The organism is Candidatus Cryosericum septentrionale (genome assembly GCF_003570995.1).
Lineage (GTDB): Bacteria > Caldisericota > Caldisericia > Cryosericales > Cryosericaceae > Cryosericum > Cryosericum septentrionale.
In genome coordinates this window covers 31,605-49,152 of sequence record NZ_QXIY01000008.1, presented here as the reverse complement: position 1 = coordinate 49,152, position 17,548 = coordinate 31,605, and the positions used below count along the sequence as shown (strand labels likewise).

General features: G+C 56.7%; 21 protein-coding genes and 2 pseudogenes. 16 read left to right on the top strand and 7 right to left on the bottom strand.

The features are described from left to right. Window positions 1–119 precede the first annotated feature (119 nt). The 5 genes from SMC1_RS02345 to SMC1_RS02325 all read left to right on the top strand — a co-directional run bounded on the left by SMC1_RS02345 (window position 120) and on the right by SMC1_RS02325 (window position 3,543). Window positions 120–1,082: an ABC transporter ATP-binding protein gene (locus tag SMC1_RS02345; RefSeq protein ID WP_119085204.1), complete on the top strand. Its 963-nt coding sequence runs from the start codon at window positions 120–122 to the stop codon at window positions 1,080–1,082. Continuing rightward, window positions 1,051–1,806, top strand: a complete 756-nt coding sequence (locus SMC1_RS02340; RefSeq protein ID WP_119085203.1) for an ABC transporter permease — start codon at window positions 1,051–1,053, stop codon at window positions 1,804–1,806. The genes SMC1_RS02345 and SMC1_RS02340 overlap by 32 nt, the downstream gene beginning before the upstream one ends. A 127-nt stretch (window positions 1,807–1,933) precedes the next feature. After that, window positions 1,934–2,677, top strand: coding sequence for a tRNA (guanosine(37)-N1)-methyltransferase TrmD (trmD, locus tag SMC1_RS02335; protein ID WP_119085202.1), 744 nt, complete (start codon window positions 1,934–1,936; stop codon window positions 2,675–2,677). After that, the gene (locus SMC1_RS02330) at window positions 2,670–3,236 is read left to right on the top strand and encodes an RNA methyltransferase (RefSeq protein ID WP_119085201.1); all 567 of its coding nucleotides are present in this window, start codon (window positions 2,670–2,672) and stop codon (window positions 3,234–3,236) included. Before trmD ends, SMC1_RS02330 begins: the two co-directional genes overlap by 8 nt. Window position 3,237: 1 nt before the next feature. Then, window positions 3,238–3,543 (top strand): YkvA family protein, encoded by a 306-nt coding sequence (locus SMC1_RS02325; protein ID WP_119085200.1) that lies wholly within the window; start codon window positions 3,238–3,240, stop codon window positions 3,541–3,543. On the opposite strand, the gene SMC1_RS02320 is transcribed toward SMC1_RS02325, so the two are convergent. After that, the gene (locus SMC1_RS02320; protein WP_119085240.1) at window positions 3,517–4,017 is read right to left on the bottom strand and encodes a nitroreductase family protein; all 501 of its coding nucleotides are present in this window, start codon (window positions 4,015–4,017) and stop codon (window positions 3,517–3,519) included. The genes SMC1_RS02325 and SMC1_RS02320 overlap by 27 nt on opposite strands. 309 nt (window positions 4,018–4,326) lie before the next feature. Between SMC1_RS02320 and rplS the strand changes: the two genes are divergently transcribed. From rplS to SMC1_RS02290, 6 genes are all read left to right on the top strand, one after another. Beyond that, window positions 4,327–4,677, top strand: coding sequence for a 50S ribosomal protein L19 (rplS, locus tag SMC1_RS02315; RefSeq protein WP_119085199.1), 351 nt, complete (start codon window positions 4,327–4,329; stop codon window positions 4,675–4,677). Between the two features lie 3 nt (window positions 4,678–4,680). Next, entirely contained in the window at window positions 4,681–5,220 is a 540-nt protein-coding gene (gene lepB / locus SMC1_RS02310; protein WP_119085198.1) for a signal peptidase I, read from the top strand. A 69-nt stretch (window positions 5,221–5,289) separates the two neighbouring features. Then, window positions 5,290–5,997: a ribonuclease HII gene (locus SMC1_RS02305; protein WP_119085197.1), complete on the top strand. Its 708-nt coding sequence runs from the start codon at window positions 5,290–5,292 to the stop codon at window positions 5,995–5,997. Further along, a complete protein-coding gene (locus SMC1_RS02300) occupies window positions 5,957–6,334 on the top strand; it encodes a YraN family protein (protein WP_165849147.1) in 378 nt (125 codons plus the stop codon). The genes SMC1_RS02305 and SMC1_RS02300 overlap by 41 nt, the downstream gene beginning before the upstream one ends. 192 nt (window positions 6,335–6,526) lie before the next feature. After that, the gene (locus tag SMC1_RS02295) at window positions 6,527–7,252 is read left to right on the top strand and encodes an ABC transporter ATP-binding protein (RefSeq protein WP_119085195.1); all 726 of its coding nucleotides are present in this window, start codon (window positions 6,527–6,529) and stop codon (window positions 7,250–7,252) included. Next, window positions 7,249–8,586: an ABC transporter permease gene (locus SMC1_RS02290; protein ID WP_119085194.1), complete on the top strand. Its 1,338-nt coding sequence runs from the start codon at window positions 7,249–7,251 to the stop codon at window positions 8,584–8,586. Before SMC1_RS02295 ends, SMC1_RS02290 begins: the two co-directional genes overlap by 4 nt. A gap of 81 nt (window positions 8,587–8,667) precedes the next feature. On the opposite strand, the gene SMC1_RS02285 is transcribed toward SMC1_RS02290, so the two are convergent. From SMC1_RS02285 to SMC1_RS11195, 3 genes are all read right to left on the bottom strand, one after another. After that, complete coding sequence (locus tag SMC1_RS02285) at window positions 8,668–9,435, bottom strand: alpha/beta hydrolase (protein WP_165849146.1); 768 nt, start codon at window positions 9,433–9,435, stop codon at window positions 8,668–8,670. After that, window positions 9,419–10,345 carry a pyruvate kinase gene (locus tag SMC1_RS02280; protein ID WP_165849145.1) on the bottom strand — a complete coding sequence of 309 codons (927 nt, stop codon included), beginning with the start codon at window positions 10,343–10,345 and terminating at the stop codon, window positions 9,419–9,421. The genes SMC1_RS02285 and SMC1_RS02280 overlap by 17 nt, the downstream gene beginning before the upstream one ends. A 123-nt stretch (window positions 10,346–10,468) precedes the next feature. Beyond that, a complete protein-coding gene (locus SMC1_RS11195; protein ID WP_119085239.1) occupies window positions 10,469–10,594 on the bottom strand; it encodes an Hsp20 family protein in 126 nt (41 codons plus the stop codon). 189 nt (window positions 10,595–10,783) lie between these two features. Between SMC1_RS11195 and SMC1_RS02270 the strand changes: the two genes are divergently transcribed. The 5 genes and pseudogenes from SMC1_RS02270 (at window position 10,784) to SMC1_RS02255 (ending at window position 13,711) form a co-directional block, all read left to right on the top strand. Next, the gene (locus SMC1_RS02270; RefSeq protein ID WP_119085191.1) at window positions 10,784–11,947 is read left to right on the top strand and encodes an AAA family ATPase; all 1,164 of its coding nucleotides are present in this window, start codon (window positions 10,784–10,786) and stop codon (window positions 11,945–11,947) included. Continuing rightward, a complete protein-coding gene (locus SMC1_RS02265; protein ID WP_119085190.1) occupies window positions 11,944–12,189 on the top strand; it encodes a modification methylase in 246 nt (81 codons plus the stop codon). The genes SMC1_RS02270 and SMC1_RS02265 overlap by 4 nt, the downstream gene beginning before the upstream one ends. A 35-nt stretch (window positions 12,190–12,224) precedes the next feature. After that, window positions 12,225–12,557, top strand: a pseudogene (locus tag SMC1_RS11190) (DNA methyltransferase); the annotation flags it as partial. Window positions 12,558–12,937: 380 nt separating this feature from the next. Next, window positions 12,938–13,063 (top strand): annotated as a pseudogene (locus SMC1_RS11185) (DNA methyltransferase); the annotation flags it as partial. Window positions 13,064–13,105: 42 nt separating this feature from the next. Then, entirely contained in the window at window positions 13,106–13,711 is a 606-nt protein-coding gene (locus tag SMC1_RS02255; protein ID WP_243626451.1) for a restriction endonuclease, read from the top strand. A gap of 9 nt (window positions 13,712–13,720) precedes the next feature. On the opposite strand, the gene SMC1_RS02250 is transcribed toward SMC1_RS02255, so the two are convergent. The 3 genes from SMC1_RS02250 to SMC1_RS02240 form a co-directional block, all read right to left on the bottom strand. Next, window positions 13,721–14,086, bottom strand: coding sequence for a DUF488 domain-containing protein (locus tag SMC1_RS02250; protein WP_119085187.1), 366 nt, complete (start codon window positions 14,084–14,086; stop codon window positions 13,721–13,723). A 350-nt stretch (window positions 14,087–14,436) separates the two neighbouring features. Continuing rightward, entirely contained in the window at window positions 14,437–16,407 is a 1,971-nt protein-coding gene (locus SMC1_RS02245; RefSeq protein ID WP_165849144.1) for a sodium-translocating pyrophosphatase, read from the bottom strand. A 218-nt stretch (window positions 16,408–16,625) separates the two neighbouring features. Further along, entirely contained in the window at window positions 16,626–17,489 is an 864-nt protein-coding gene (locus SMC1_RS02240) for an ABC transporter permease subunit (RefSeq protein ID WP_207799270.1), read from the bottom strand. Window positions 17,490–17,548 lie beyond the last annotated feature (59 nt).

Sequence of the window (17,548 nt, the reverse complement as noted above, 5' to 3'; positions counted from 1 at the left end):
TGTTCTGTCTCGAAACGCCCCGGTTGGATCCACCGGGGCGTTTTCCTATTGTCCCTACGAAGAGTTAGAGGATAATGAGTCGTAGTTTATTGGAATATGGTGACTGGAGATAGATTATTATGTATAGAGTTAGCAAATTGGGGAAGTCCTATAGGAAGAAAGCCGATTTAGTGTTGAAGGGTCTATCCTTTGATGTGCATAGGGGGGAGATTCTTGGCATACTCGGCGTTAATGGAGCAGGCAAAACGACCTTAATAAAGTTGTTGCTGCGAGCATTAGAGGCTTCTAGTGGAAAGATTGAATTTGTTGGCGATGACTTGTCAAAGATTCCTTTGCGCAAGTACTATAAAGACGTCTCGGCTGTCCTTGAAGGAAATAGAAATGTCTATTGGTACTTAACTGGCTTTCAGAATATAGAATATTTTGGAAGACTAAAGCAATTGGATGACATTAAAATAGCGGAGAAGGCCGATAAGTTGCTTAAAACATTTGATCTTTATGATGCAAGAAATCAAATTGCGGGTAACTATTCAAGAGGAATGCTGCAAAAACTGTCGATTATCATAGCGATGCTTGATGATCCAGAAGTACTATTTCTTGATGAGCCAACCTTGGGCCTGGATATTATGACCAAGAAGGCTGTGATGAACGATTTGAAACATCTGGCAGAAGAGAAGAAGACCACAATCGTCATCACATCTCATCAGTTAGACGTCATTGATGCGATAACTGATAGGGTCCTGGTATTGGAAAACGGAGGTATTGCATATATCGGAAAGACTTCCGATTTCAAGCAAATGTACAGTGAGAACAAGTACACATTGGCGGTGAACGGAACTGTCGACAGAAGAGACATTGCATTCGACAACTATACCATAGAAGAAAGGGAAACAACGACAGATATCACTCTTAACGATATTTCACGCCGCGATATCAATCTTGTACTTGCACACATGCTCGAGAGAGACTATGAAATTGTAGCTTTTTCGAAAGATAGCAGCCGTTTAGAAGATATTATGGAAGTTTTCGTTCAGCGAGATAGGAGTAAGGATGCTCAAACTTTTCAGAGCGGAATTAGATAAATATCTGTTAGAGGTAAAGACATATTACCCTGATCAGATCGTAGATATGGTCGTAAAGTACATCTTGTTCGCCACGTTTTTTTATGGCTTTGTCTATAATGTACGGAATTCAACTGCCTATTGTGTGGCCTATATGTATTGGATTATTGCGTCTAGCATCATCTCGGAATTGTCAATGAGCATATCCTTTGAAAAGCAAGTAGGCACCATAGAACAGCTCATAATCAAGCCTTACCCATTTTGGCTGATTCTGACTGTCAAAACTTACGTTGTGCTCTTGATTACCGCACTTAAGGGTGCGTTACTGTTCGCTATCATCAGGATCACTCTGCCTATCAGCCTGGTATTCAATATCAATCTGGTCTGGATACTGCTCGTTTCTGTAATTGGTTTCACAGGCGTAGGTCTCGCCTTATCTGGTTTGACGATGAAATTCGCGAAGACCGCATCATTTGAATCTATCATTTCATACGGCTTATTGTTCTTCTCGGGAACCATAATTCCTTTTGACAAGATGCCCATGACGGTACAACGAGTACTCAATGTCATCCCCTTCACAGCTGGGATTAATGCATCTCAGAAACTGCTTGATGGCAACTCTCAGGTATTGTATGTCCTATTGTGGCTGCTACTCATCAACCTTGCATGTTTCGTGATCGGGTATTTCGTCTTCAATGCGTTCTTCAGGAATGTGAAGACGAACGGAGTACTGAACAACTACTGAGTCGGTTTGTGGCCGCTATCTGGCCGCATTGACCTGGCAGGGAGTCGGGCGGCGTGCTGTCTCTGAGATCGGAAAGTGCAACGCGTCATGCTTGGCAAGCCAGCGCGTCTGCTATACTGTTGCTGCTATGAAAATCAAAGCGATTTCCATATTTCCCCAGTTGTACGAACCGTTCACTCAGGTCGGCGTCATGAAGATGGCAATCGACAAGGGCATTCTGGACTTTGAGGCCGTCAACCTTCGTGACTACACCCATGACCGCCACCATACGACGGATGACATCCCATTCGGTGGAGGCGCAGGGATGATGTTCCTTCCCCGGCCGCTCATCGAGGCACTGGAGACAATTGACAATCCAGCAGGTTCCTGGGTCAAGATCGGGATTGCCCCTCAGGGCGACCGGTTTACCCAGAGGATGGCCGAGGACCTGGCGCACGAGGAACGTTTGCTGTTCGTGGCAGGGCGCTACGAAGGCATCGACGAGCGTGTCATGGAACGGCTCGACATGGCCATTTCGATCGGAGACATCGTCCTGTCGGGTGGCGAAGTGGCCAGCATCGAGATCATCGATGCCATTACCCGTCTGCTTCCAGGGGCAACCGGGAATGCCTCATCCACGGGCGAAGAGAGCTTCTCCTCCGGGCTCCTCGAGTATCCCCAATATACACGTCCACGAGAACTGGATGGCGGGGTCGTGCCTGAGGTTCTTGTTTCAGGCCATCACGCGAATATTGCCAGGTGGCGTCGCGAGGAAGCGCTCAGAAGAACCCTCATTCGAAGGCCCGATCTGCTGCGCGATTTCGACCTGACTGACCAGGACCGCAAGTATCTCAGCAAAGTACTGGCAGACCTGAGGGGGATCCTTGACTGACTTCAGGTTATATCTGGCAGTTGTGCACCATCCGGTCTACAACAAGCACCACGAGATTGTCACGACGTCCATCGTCATCCACGATATCCATGACATCTCGCGAGCCGGCAAGACATACGGAGCCACGGCCATGTACGAGGTCGAGCCCCTTCCCCAGGAACAACAGATTGCCCTGCGCATCGCTCATTTCTGGAATGAAGGATTCGGGCATGAGTACAACCCAAATCGCGCGGAGTCTTTGTCGCTGCTGCGGGTCGTGTCGCATTTCGAAGAAGCCGTTGCCGAGATTCAGCACGTGGAAGGTGAAAAGCCAGTCCTGATAGCGACGAGTGCGCGGACGTTCGCCAACTCCATCGACTATGTGGCAATGGGGGAGAAGATTCGTTCAGGAGATCCTCCATACTTGCTGGTGTTCGGGACTGGTTTTGGCCTGGCCGACGAGATCATGGCACAGATGGATTACGTTCTTGACCCGATATGGGGCCCAACGGACTTCAACCACCTGTCGGTACGCAGCGCAGCCGCAATCATTCTGGACCGCCTGCTGGGACGTTCCTGACATGAGCCTGAGAATAGCTGTCGCACGCATCAGGCGCGAAGTGCGTGTGTGGTCTCTTGTGCTGAAGGACCCACGGACCCCACGAGTGTCAAAATGGCTTCTTGGGGCAGCTCTCGTCTATCTGGCTTCTCCAGTAGACCTCATCCCCGATTTCATACCGGTATTGGGGCAGCTCGACGATCTGGTGATCGTGCGCGGCCTCGTCTGGCTCGCCATGCGTTTCATCCCGCATGGGGTCGTGGCAGACTGTAGGGAGAAGGCTTGCCGTCAGGAGAAGGGTCTACCACCGATTGGTGTGGACCCGTGAGGGATCAAAACGCTCGGCGGGTGGCTTCTTTTCTGCGGGATAGCCGAGTGCGACGATCGACAACGGAACAACGGAGGAGGGCAGTCTAAGCAGTTCGGCGAGCCCCTTGACCCTCTCGTCGTGTGGATAGACGCCGAGCCACACCCCTCCCAGACCTATCTCTTCTGCCTCGAGAAGAATATTCTCTGTTGCGGCCGAGCAGTCCTCAACCCAGAACCCGGGGTACTTCTCTCGCTCCAGATTTCCGCATACAACGACGGCGAGTGGTGCCTCTTTCAGCATCTGGGAGTACGGGTGTACTCTCGTGATGGCTTGCAGCACTTCGCGGTCCGTGATGACGATGAACTCCCATGGCTGTTCGTTGCCGGCCGACGGAGCCGACATGGCTGCCTCGAGCAGTCTGGTCACAAGCTCCTGAGGCACCAGCTGGGCGGTGTACTTCCGAATGCTTCTCCTGTTGCGAATTGTGTCCACGAGCGCCTCCTCGATGCTCTCTTTGCCACCTGTGCCGGGCGGCTTTCGATACACGAGAAGTATATACGATAGCAGGGCATTCGCCAAGAACTGTTTCTTGGCCTTGCGGTTGCTCGTATTCGCGGGCTTGCGGTCGTCCGGCAAACGTGTAGACTTCTTGCAGGCAGCGTCTGTCGCCTTGTCAACGTGCCGTGTGACGACACGTCGGCAAGTGTGCTGGACCTATGTGCTTCTTCTCGCCTTGATAAACGTGGGCGTTCTGCTAAACTATCTGTTCGTGAATGTCAGCCCGGTGAAAGGAGTTCTGAAATGAATGCTATTGACCTTGTAGAGAGCAGATATGTGAAGCCTGACATGCCCGTCCTTCTGGTCGGGGATACTGTCAAGGTTCACATCAACATTGTGGAAGGTGGCAAGAAGAGAATCCAGGTATTTGAGGGTCTCGTTATTGCCAAGAAGGGTGGCGGCAGCCGCGAGACGTTTACTGTTCGTAAGATCTCCTCTGGCGTTGGTGTAGAGAAGGTATTCCCGCTCTACTCTCCCATGATTGCCAGACTTGAGGTCGTGCGCCATGGCGATGTTCGTCGTGCGAAGCTGTACTATCTCAGAGACAGAGTCGGCACGGCTCGCAATGTCAAGGAGAAGAGAGAAGCGAAGTAGTCCTTGAATAAGGCCATTCGCGAAATACTTGACTGGGTTATCATCATTGCGATCGCGTTCGGCGCGTCGTATGCACTGCGCCACTGGGTGGTGCAGCCATACCGGATCCAGATGTCATCGATGGAGACGACCGTTTTTCCGAATGATCTCGTTATGGTAGATAAGCTTTCGTACCATTTTCACCAGCCGCGGCGAGGTGACGTCATCATTTTCTGGCCACCCGGCATTACCACTGGTGATCCATATATTAAGCGTGTCATTGGCCTTCCTGGCGAAACCGTGGAGGCAAAGGACGGCAAGATCTACGTGGATGGTAGGGTAGCCGATGAACCCTATTTGCACGGGTGCGTCACGCCGGATTTCTCGCCAACTCCAGTTCCCCAGGGGCAGCTGTTCCTGATGGGGGACAACCGGGCGGTGAGTCTCGACTCGCGTTCCTTTGGCACCGTTTCGACTAATTCGATCATCGGGCGCGCGATGTTTGCCTATTGGCCCCTCAAGCACTTTGTCGTGCTTCGAGCCCAGACAGGCTTGGCGCAATAGCAGCAGCGACCATCAGCCCTCCTCGTTTCGACGGGGAGGGTTTTTCCATCGGCGGACGGGGAGAACGATATGCGACATGAAGCTCTAGCGCTCTTTGAGCAAGGAATCAAGTCCCGGTATGAACTGGATGTCATCATCGGGATCGATGAGGCGGGCAGGGGGGCGCTAGCGGGGCCAGTCTATGCGGGGGCCTGTGCCATCACGGATCCGCGGGGCACTATGTTCATCAACGATTCGAAGCTGCTGAGTCAGCACCAGCGGGAGCAAGCGTTCGAGCTCCTGCCTGCGCACGCGCTGTTTGCGACAGGAAGTTCCACAGCAGCCGAGATCGATGTCGATGGAATTCTTGGGGCAACCTACCGGGCCATGGAGAAGGCTCTCCTCCTTCTCTTGCCGGCAGTCAGACAGCACTGGGGCATCGGTTCGCGGATTGGCGTTGTCGTCGACGGTCCGCTGCTTCCACCTTTCCTTGAGCGTGAGGAGCATCTGATCTCTATGGCGATCATCGATGCGGATGCGACCCTGCTATCAGTTGCGGGTGCCAGCATCGCTGCCAAGGTGTCACGAGATGCTGCCATGCGCGTCATGGCTCGACATGTTCACGGATATGGATTCGAGGGCAACGTCGGCTATGGCACGCGTGAGCACATCCAGGCCCTTCGGACGAGGGGGCCCTCTGGCGAACACCGGCGGACGTTTGTTGTCAAACAACTTGTAGAAACTGAGGAGTTGCCGCTTGGGCGGGCAGCACAACCGGGCGCTGGGAAACGCAGGTGAGGAACTTGCGGTTCGATGGTTGACTGACCACGGCTTCCGCGTCGTGGCTAGAAACCTTCGTACCAGTTATGGAGAGCTGGATGTCGTCGCCGAGAAGAACGGTCACGTCCATGTGGTTGAAGTCAAGACGAGGAGCGGGATAGGGTATGGAAGTCCTCTTGAGGCGATTGACCATCGCAAGCAGGAGCATTTGAGACGGTCGACAATGGCAGCCCTTGCGGCAGGCGTACCCGGTCTGACGCGGCCCACACGGGGTATTCACATTGATGCGATGAGCATCCTCATGAGTGATGGAGCCGCGCCGTGTATCGAGTTCCTGGAGGATGTTCTGGCATGACCGCACTCGCGCCGGTTGCCCTCAGTGGCTTGGCGGTTTGGGTCTGGGAGGGTTCCCTGGTCTGACGTTTCACGTCTGGTGTTCATACTCGGGGCCATATTACTATATTGTGGTACAATTCCATTAGTGAGACGCTGGACTTCGTGAGGAAAGGCGTGCATCGTTGTGAGGACATGCAAGGAGGTTTTCGGCATGGAACAGGCACTCGTCGTAGAGAACCTGAAGAAGAGTTACGGGAAATTCGAGGCCCTGCACGGCATTAGCTTCGAAGTGGCGCCCGGGGAGATCTTCGCGCTCATCGGACCCAACGGCGCCGGCAAGACCACGGCCTTGCGTATCGTGGCGACCATCTTGCAACCGACGTCGGGCACGGCTCACGTCTACGGGATGGATGTCCAGAAGGATGCAGCCCGGATACGCGAGATCATCAGCTACTTGCCCGAGGAGGCCGGCGCCTACAAGAACCTGACGGGTCTTGGGTACCTGAGCTTCATGGCAGAATTGTTCGCTTCCGATTCTGCGGTACAGCGCGAGTATGTCCAGAGAGCCTCGGACATCACCGGACTGGGCGAGCGGTTGCGTGACAGGATAGGCACGTACAGCAAGGGCATGACGCGCAAGCTGCTTCTGTCACGAGCCGTCATGACGTGCCCGAAACTGGCCATCATCGACGAGCCGACAGGCGGTCTCGACGTGGTTGCTGCCATCGACATTCGTCAGTTGATTCGCAGGACGACGGCTGAAGGCATGGCGGTGCTGCTTTCCAGTCACAACATGCTGGAGGTAGAGTACCTGTCGGATCGTGTGGCCATCATCGACAAGGGCACCATCCACGATGTGGGAACACCCCGGGGGCTCAAGGACAAATATGGCAAAGCAAACCTTGAAGAGGTCTTTGTCCAGGTGGTGAAGCAGTGAGGAGATTCTTCGTCGTTCTGAAGAAGGAACTGAAAGAGATGCTCACGTGGCACACGCTGGTCCCTATCCTGCTGATCATGGTGATCTACAGCTTCCTGGGCAGGACTATCAATCAGGAGGTGAAGAAGCAGGCCGCCCCCCAGCCCGTGACGGTTGTGGACCTCGACCGCAGCCAGACGTCACAGATGCTTGTCGACATCCTCACAAAGGTGAAGTTCAAGGTTACGACGGTCACCGAGGGTGTCGTCGACGATATCGTCCGCAAGGTCGCGGCAGAGAAGGGGACCGCCGTCCTGGTCATCCCTCAGGGACTCGAGGCCGGCATCCAGGCGCAGCACCCTCAGAAGGTACGCACGTACACGATCATGCGCAATTTCTCGATGATGGGAATACAGGGAACGTTCAGGTTCGACGCCGCACTGAGCGCCATGAACGAGTACATCGGTGACATGTACATCAAGACTGCGGCTCCTGGACTGGACCCGGCTATCGTCAGGCATGCCATCAGCGCACAGTCGTTTCTTACGGTCGGGGCGACATCGGCAGAAGCGAACCCCCAGGAGATTGTTGGCGTCGTCATGCAGCAAACCATGATCATTCCGATCGTCCTCTTCATGGTGATCATCATGGCTGCCCAGATGATTGCCGCCTCTATCGCGGGCGAGAAGGAGAACAAGACGCTCGAGACGCTTCTTTCCACGCCCGTCGCGCGTGGTGCCCTGGTCACGGCCAAGATGATGGCCTCGGGCATCGTTGCGCTGGTGTCAGCCGCAGCGTACATGGTCGGCATGAAAAGCTACATGGGCAGTCTCATCGGAAGCAGCAGTGGGACCTCCGGAACCACTGCTCAGGCAATCCAGAAGCTGGGCTTGGTCCTCAATCTGCGCGGCTACGTTCTCCTCGGTCTGAGCGTGTTCGCCGGCATCATGGTGGCTCTCTCCATCGCCCTCATTCTGGGGGCGTTCGCCGAAGACCTCAAGAGTGTTCAGATCATCATTATGCCGCTCATGATGGTGGTTATGCTGCCCTACCTCATTACCATGTTCATCGACATCAACACGACATCGCCCGTCCTGAAATGGCTTATCTATGCAATCCCGTTTTCGCACCCATTCCTGGCGGCCCAGTTCATCTTCGCCCACAACTTGACTATGGTCATCGCAGGCATTGTCTACCAGTTTGCGCTGTTTTTCGTTCTGGCCACGGTCGCGGCTCGCATCTTCTCGACCGACCGTATCCTGACCATGAAGCTCAATACGGCACGCCGCGGGTCCGATTTGGGCGGCTGGACTCTGCAGCGGGAAGGTATCAGGTTCCGCATACGGCGCAAGTAGCACTCATATTCTGCTCTGTCAAAACCTCCGGCCTCACGGTCGGAGGTTTTGACATGCCAGTCGGAGTGAGAAGAACGAAGCTCAGACCTGCTGTTTTCGTACCAGCGTGATGAATTGTTCGATGCCGACCGCAATTCTCTCGCGGTCATAGTCGATCGTGGCGCAGTGGTAGGAACGCTCCAGTGTGATGACGCTCTTGATGCGGCTGTTGACGTGGTCCAGAATGTACTCCGCGTTGCGCGGCGGGACGACGTGGTCCTGCATCGAGCGGAAGGAAAGGAGCGGCTGGGTGACCATGCCGAGGTCTTCACGCACGCCCCGCATGAGACGTTCGAACTGATAGATAGCTTCCAGGGAGTTGAATCCAAGATCTGGCAGCATAGCGTCCTGATCGGCGACATCCGGAGGTCCCTTGGGCTGATTCTTCCGGAAGTGTCGCAGTATCGGGATCATCCTCATCTTGGGGTCGTCTACGTAGACGGGCGCGTTGATGGTGATAAGCCCTGCGATTTCGGGATGGTGTTCTCCCAGGTACAAGGTGAGGGTTCCACCCATCGACAATCCAGCGACGAATACCGTCTTGCCCATCGTGCGTGCTTCATCGAGTCCCGCGAGGGCGTCATTTTGCCAGGACTCCGACGTCGCAAGCTCCAGTTCCTTCCACGTCTTGCCATGGCCCGTGAGAAGCGGGGCAACGACGGAAATGCCACGTGCAAACAAATAATCCGCGAGGAACCACAGGTCGCGAGCAGGTGCTCCGGTCAGGCCGTGGAGTAGGAGGCAGGCTGTGTCTGAGCCTGCCTGGCGGCGGATCGGGGCTGCCGAGGCCTTGTCAAACGGCAGGCTCATTGGCAGAAAGGGTCTGGCCGGACGAGACCGCCGGCTTGTCTTCAGGGTGCATGAAGAGCATGCAGACCGCCGCAAGCACGAAGAAAATACTTGCATACGGGAACGTGACCGACATTGAGCCGCCTGCGAGTTCGGCCGTGCTGGCGATGCCAAATGCCAGCAGCAGGGACCCAAATCCTCCCATGAAATTGATGACGCCGTTGGCCGGCGAGCGCTCTTCCGGTGGAACGAGGTCCGGCATCAGAGCGATGATGGGGACATGCGCTCCGTGGCTCTCCATAAGCGTGCGGAGCTCGCGGACATCGTCTGACGTGCGCACGAACGAGAGAGCCACATAGTCGACGCCCGCTCGCAGACCGGTGACAAGATCATGCCTGTCCTTTTCCGTGATTGACGGGACATGGAGGTCAGACTGAGGGAAGTTGACCCCCTTGTGGTCCGAGAGTACTCCTCCCTTGAGGACATCCGTCACAATGGTATCACCCTGGATTTCACGTACCTTGAGACAAATCAGGCCGTCGTCGATGAAGACAAGTTCCCCGGGGCGCACCTCAGTGATCAGAGGAGGGTAGTCCACGCTGGCTTGCTCGGCGTTTCCATCCGCCATGCGGGTTGTAAGACGAAAGGCGTCTCCGGTCGCGATCTCGCATGGTCCCTGGCTGAACACTCCCAGACGGATCTTTGGTGCCTGCAGGTCCTGGAGGATGGCCAGCGGCAGGTCGAGTTGGCTGCGGACCTTCTTCACGGCAGCAATCGTGGCAAGTCGTTCTTCGTCCGTACCGTGCGAGAAATTGATCCGAAAGACATCCACACCACGCTCGGCGAGCGCTTGGATCATCTCCTCGGAATTCGTGGCTGGTCCAAGTGTGGCGACGATCTTGGTACGTTTGACGTTCATGTTGTCAGGCATGTATTCCTCCATCATCGGGGCACAGACTGCCCTCTCCAATACATGATAGTCCAACGTTGTCTCGCACAAATGAAAAAGGGCCCTGGACGTCTGTCCGGGGCCCGAATCTGGCGTGATTGGAGCCTACTTGATCGCGATCTCCTCGCTGGTGGCTTCGGGCAGGGCCTTCTTGGGTAACTCCAGAGTGAGTACTCCGTTTTCATGCGTCGCGTTGATGTGCTCCTCGTCGACGTTCGAACCCAGCGGAATCTCGCGGTAGTAGCGTCATAGTAGCGCTCGGAGTAATAGCTGCCGGATTTCTTGTCGATACCGGGCAGGCTTGACACGGCCGTTCTTCAGGGCTATCTTCTCATATAGCGCAATGTGCGTTATGCACTATGCGTCATTCTAGATGCGTAACCGTGTGATGTTGGCAACCATGAGGGTTGGAGGCGAACGGTGGCGAGGAATCCATTCGTACTGGGACTAGTTGGCGGGGACGACCTGTGTGACCGGCGACGTGAACTGGGCGAGCTGGCTGGTCACGCCCGGAACCACCACAACGTCATCCTGGTGTCGCCGCGGCAATACGGCAAATCGTCGCTGGTCCTTGCGATGCAGGAACAGCTCCGAGCATCGGGGTTTGTTGGCATGTATGTCGATCTGTTGACCGTGGCGTCCGACGACGATGTGGTGCGTAAGCTGGCAGCCGCTGTCGTGGCAGGCGTCGGCAGAGGAGCGGACCCCGTTGGGCTGGGGGAGCGCATCAGCGGACTGTTTGCACGTATCGTGCCGACCATCGAGTTTGGACTCGACGGCCCTACCGTCACCGTCACAATCGCGCAGGGATCGGACCCGGCGCTGTTGCTGGCCGACGTGCTGGATAGCCTGCAGAAGTATGCGAAGCGGCACGGGCTGTCCGCTTGTGTGGTCCTGGACGAGGTTCAGGAGATTGGCCGGCTACCCGGTGCGCGTGCCATCGAAGCTATCCTGCGCACGCACCTTCAGGAGCACCGCGACATCCCCTTCTTCTTCGTCGGCAGCAGGCGCCAGGCCCTGACTGAGATGTTCGCGAATGCGCGGCCACTATATCAGGCTGGTTATCTCTATCCGCTGGAGCGTATCCCCCGTGTGGATTTCGTGCCTTACATCACTGGACGTTTTGCCGCCAGCGGCAAGAAGTGCTCGGAGGAAACTGCCGGCCACATCTACGACCGTGTGGAAGGATACCCCGCCTATGTCCAGCGGCTGGCGTCGTCAGTGTGGGACCTGACGAGCGTATTGTGCACGAAGGAGAAAGTGGACGAAGCCTACCGACGTTTGCTTGCGCTGGCAGGCGTCGAACACGGGGCAACATGGATGGGCCTGCCGCTGGGGCAGCGCGCCTTGTTGCAAGCGCTGGCCGGCGAGCCGACCGTACAGTTGACGTCTGCCGACTACCTGCGTCGGCACGGGCTGGTCGCCAGTTCGGTCCAGCGCGCCATCAAGCCGCTGCTGGAAATGGACCTGGTCGAGCACGCATCTGAAACGGGACGCTTCTTCGTCGTCGACCCGCTGCTGGCCGCATGGGTGCGGTGGTCACCGGTGGTGCAGCTGCAGAAAACAAGAGGAGGGAAGGCATGAACACTCTGTACTTTGGCGACAACCTTGAGGTCCTGCGGGACAGCATAGCAGAACAGTCCGTCGACCTTGTGTACCTTGATCCGCTGTTCAACAGCGGCGCTAACTACAACATCATCTTCCAGCCCGAGAAGGAGTCGGCTGCCAAGGCCACGGCCCAGATTCAAGCCTTTGAGGACACGTGGACGTGGAGTGTGCCGAGGCGGACGAGACCTACCGCCACTTCGTCATCGACCGCGACCTGACGCGCCAACCGCCGGGCGAACGCCTCATCAAGTTGATGACCTCGATGCGCGAGTATCTGGGCGAGACGTCGATGATGGCGTACCTGACCATGATGGCCCCGCGCCTGCTGGAGTTGCGCCGCGTGCTGAAGGACACGGGCAGCATCTACCTGCACTGCGATTCCACGGCCAGTCACTATCTGAAGATGCTGATGGACGGTGTGTTTGGAGGAGAGCACTTCGTCAATGAAATCGACTGGAGGCGGACTGGAACTCACAACTCAACGAGGTCTTTCGGCGCAATCCATGACGTCATACTGTTCTACTCCAAGTCCAGCAACCACACGTTTAACATCCTTCGCCGACCTTACATGAAGAGGCATGTGGAATCTCGATATGAGAAGACCTCTGATGGTCGGATGAGATTCACATCGGGCGGCAACGTACTCACTGGCGCTGGAGCCACTGCTGGCGACTCAGCGAAACCTTGGAGAGGATTCGACCCCGCGGCCAAAGGGCGTCATTGGGCTGTCCCCAGCTTCTACGAGTCACTGATGCCAGTTTCATATCGCGACCTGATCTCCACTCAAAAGCTCGAGGCCCTCTATCAGGCTCATCTCATCACAATCGACGGAACGAGCGTCTGGCCAACGATGGTGCGCTTTCTCGATGAACGAGATGGAACCCCGATCCAAGACATGTGGGCGTATCAACCATATACCGAGGGAGCGGTTTGGGGAACTGACAAGGGAATCGACTCAGATGTCGCATGGCTAGGACCACAGACCCGGATCGACTCGGGTATCCTACGCAGAAACCGCAAGGGCTTCTGGAGCGCATTGTCCAGGCGTCGTCCAATGAAGGCGACGTGGTCCTGGACCCCTTCTGCGGGTGTGGCACGGTGGTCGCTGCGGCGCAGAAGCTGGACCGGCAATGGGTGGGCATCGACATCACGTACCTGTCTATCGATGTCATCGCCAGCCGGCTGAGGAAGACTGGTCTCACGGAGGGCAAGGACTTTGTCATCAAGGGCGCGCCTGCCGACGTGCTGGGCACCGACCAACTTGCCGCCCGGGCGCCGTTCCAGTTTCAGTACTGGGCGCTCAGCCGCATCCCCGGCGCCATGCCCAGCGACCGCAAGACCGGCGACCACGGTGTGGACGGCGTGCTGCACTTCTGGGACCCGGCCAAGGCCAGCAAGGCGGGGAAGGGCATCATCTCGGTCAAGGGGACCATCGCGGTCAACCCCGGCATGGTGCGCGACCTGGCGGGCACGGTGGATCATCAAGACGCAGACTTCGGCATCCTCGTCACGCTGCAGGAGCCGACCGATGGCATGCGCACCGAGGCAGGTAAGGCGGGTGTTTACAAGTACAACAACCAGCGCGAAATCCCGCGCCTGCAACTGGTGTCGGCCGCAGACCTGTTCAAGGAGTTTCTGCCCCTGCAACTGCCGCCCGAAGAGGTCCGCAACGGCCGCAAGATGACCGTCATCGCCGAGCCGGGAGCCGACGAGGCGAAGGGTGGGCTGTTCGGCGAATAGACGGAAACTCTACCTTGTTTTGAGGCGTTCCTTGAGGTAGTCCAGCAGGACGAGCGCGCCGCTGTGGTCCGTGTCGCGGGCCGCGTACAGAAGCGTGAGCGGACCAGGGCGGGCTATTTGCAGCAGGGATTCGACCACGTCGGGTTGAGTGTCGAGCTGGGCGCTGTACCGCGTCACAAACTCCGGCCACTTCGCAGGGTCGTGCGCATACCATGTGCGCAGTATCGTGGTCGGCGCGATGTCGCGCAGCCACGTGTCGGCGTGCAGCCGCTCACGCGGCATGACGCGTGGCCACAGACGCTCCACAAGGACGCGTGTCCCGTCGTCGGGGCTGTATGGTTCGTACACACGCTTTGCACGGATCGATTCGGGCATGGATTCCTCCTGTCGCCGGGAAGGGTGTCTTCTTTTATTGTTCCCGGCAAACGAAAAAAATCAACTCCGCTGCGAACGCTAGCAAGCTGAGCACCAACCAGATCGTGCTGGCACGACTTATGCGGCTTCGGACCTGCTGTTCGTTCTTCCACGTCAGGACGCTGTATTCCTTGCCCTGGCCGGCGCGCGCGATCCAGAACCCGTTGACCGCCTCGACAGGGCCAACGAAGAAAGCCTAGCTGTTCAGGGCGAACGATGTCTCGACGGCGTGAAAATTCGGAGAAGGTTCGTGCAAGAGGCGGGAGCCATGCTGCGCCCCGCCTCGTCCTGATGATGGTGCTATGTCGGCGCTAGAACAGCGGTTTGATCCCTGCAATGAGGAGGGCAGCCATGCCGATGAGCTTCATGAAGATGAGCAGAGCAGGTCCCGCCACGTCCTTGAGCGGATCGCCGACGGTGTCCGCAGCAACTGCCGCCTGATGTTCGAAGGAGCCCTTGCGCCCACTGTCTTCGATGAGTTTCTTTGCGTTGTCGAAGGCTGTGCCTGTGTTGTTGAAGAATGGCCCCAGCAGGGCTGAGCTGAGTACTGCTCCGATGAGGAGCGCACCGAGCGCCCAGTGACCGAACACCAGTCCCACGAAAATCGGCACCGCGATGCTGATGACGCCCGGAAGGATCATCTCCTTGAGGGCGTTGCGCGTCGAGATATCTATGCAGGTTGCATAGTCGGGGTTTGCTTCGCCCTTCAGGATGCCAGGGATAGTTCTGAACTGGCGGCGGACCTCGTCGACCATAAGCATTGCCGTCTTGGCTGCCGAGCCAATGGTAAGCGAACTGATGAGGTATGGAAGGCAGATGCCGAGGAGGATAAATGCAATGGAGTAAGGCTCCATCACGTTCATCGTCTTGAGACCGACAATGGAGAAGTACGTCGAGAACAGGACGAATGACGTTACCGTTCCGGATGACATGGCATAGGCCTTGGTCGTCGCCTTCATGGTGTTACCGACTGAATCGAGCTGTGACAGCGAGTGCACTACCTGCTCGTGCGCCCCCGACATCTCTGCGATACCTGAGGCATTGTCGATGATCGGACCGAAGGCATCGGCTGTCATGATGTAGCCGATGAGCAAGTCGGTACCGATGTTGACAGCGACGATTGCCAGCAGCGATCCGCCCGAGATGAAGTATGCCGCTGCGACAGCAATGACAATCATCACGATGGATCCCAGTGGGCTCTGCAGACCAGCGGAGAGCCCTGTGATGACGTTGAGGGCCACGCCGCGCTTGGATGCATCGGCAATGTCGTGAACCGGTTTTCCCGAGGAACCCGCGTAGTACCGCGTGATGATCGAAGACACGAGAGTGGTTGCGACTCCCAGACAGGTGCCGATGAAAAGGGCCATGTCGTGAACCAGGAAATGGCTGACCAGGAAGGAGCCGAGCACGGCAAAGACGGTGGTCACCCCCATGCCGAAGTAGAAAGCGGTTTCGGGCTTGCTGCGGTCGAAGAGCCGTATGGACAGGACGCCAAGCATCGAAGCAGCAAGGCCGGCCGACTGGAGGAGCATGGGGAAGAAGAGCACTGCACCTCCATACTTGGGGACCAGCGTGAGAGCAACGACCATTCCGGTCACGATATCATCTGAGAACGTCTGGAACAGGTCTGCACCTCTGCCGGCACAGTCGCCTACGTTGTCACCCACCAGGTCTGCGACAACAGCCGGGTTGCGTGGGTCGTCCTCGGGAATATTCGCCTCGATCTTGCCGACGAGGTCCGCTCCGATGTCGGCCGCCTTCGTATAGATGCCTCCACCGATCTGGGCAAAGAGGGCCGCGAGACTGGCACCAAATCCAAAGCCGACAAGGGGGTTTGGATCCTTGAACAACAGATAGAGCACCGACAGCACGACAAGACTGAATCCCGTGATCGAGAAACCCATGATGGATCCACCGAAGACAGCCGTGTGGAATGCCGTGTTCACCGACCGGGTCGCGTCGTCGGCGGTCTTGACGTTTGCCCGGGTGGACGCGCTCATGCCCATGTATGCTGTGATCAGCGAGGTGAAGACGCCAAGCACGAATGTCACTGCGATCCAGATATTCAGAGTGAAGCCCAGAACGATTGCCACGATAGGAGTGACGAGCAGAATTGCCCGGAGTTGGCGAGAAAGGTACGCTCGCACCCCAATTGCTATGTAGCTGGCGATTTCGCTCATTTTCGGCGAGGAGATTTTGGCTGCCTTCAGCCTGAGGAACAGATAGAGTGCGGCTCCAATGCAGGTAAGGCCAGCCACGACAGGAATGATGAGTAGATTCATTTCGTGCCTCCGAAGGCTGGCTTCCGGGGAGAGCAAATATTCGACAAGCGACCTTGGAGACCCCGGCCGACCACACCAACACCTTGTCATTATACAAGTGCGCGCGCTCTGTCAACCTGCGACGATGGTAGACTCCGGGGGCGGAGCTCGAGACCGCAAGCGCTGCTGAGCGGTGCCGGGCAGGAAATCAGGTGGGCGCAAAGGCTGCGCTCTTCAGATCAGGTGAAGTCGGAGAGGAGTTCAGGAAACCTGTGCGAACTGGGTTCCGACGCTCTTGCTGCACTGATGACAAGACTGTACGCTTCTACTGGAGCGACACCTCGTCCGAGTCGTCGTCGAATGCCAGCAGGTTCCCGAAACGAGCCCAGTTGAAATGCCTCGGTGACCATGAGGAAGAACCATCCACCCGCCATGCTCATCATGCTGTTCCAGATGAGGCCGACGGCGCTGTAGAGCATCTCAATCTGAGTGAGACGTTGCCACCAGTTGAAGCGATAGATGGTGCTGGCCTCCTGGAGGTACTGTGGCACCGAGTTGAGAGAGTTGTAGAAACTGAAGGTCATGTTCCATGCCTGTCCCGTGAAGCTCATCAGTACTGCAGTAAGTTCCAGTCCAACGTTGCTCCCGGGGAAGATGGACACCAGTGCCAGCACGACGCCCGGCATGAACCCCAGGACGGGGATGCTCTGCAGGATGTCCAGAATGGGTACAAGAAGTCTCTCGGTTAGGCGGTCCTTGGCCGCCCAGTATCCATACACAATAGTGAAGAGGAAGGAGATGCAGTAGGCAGCCAATCCTCGGACCAGAGAGAAGAGTGTGTACCGCGGCAGCGCGCGGAACGAAAGGTCGGTCACCACCGTGGGCCACAGAACTCCCGTCCACTCGCGACCGACCTGAGTAATGCCGTAGAAAACGCCGAGGATCCCCAGAATAATCACGATGTCAGCCAACGCTCCGCTGTGGTAGAATGTCATGACGGCGCCTGACTGACCCCACGTCACCGGGGACGCAGCTCGCCTGGGGCGCGGACGATTTCCTCTCGGACTCGTCTTGATGAGCTGGTTTTCGACCGGTTCCTGCATGGTGTCTCCCCATGACGACAAATGAGCGTAGCTCATGGTAGCACTGTTGCAGTGGGCCC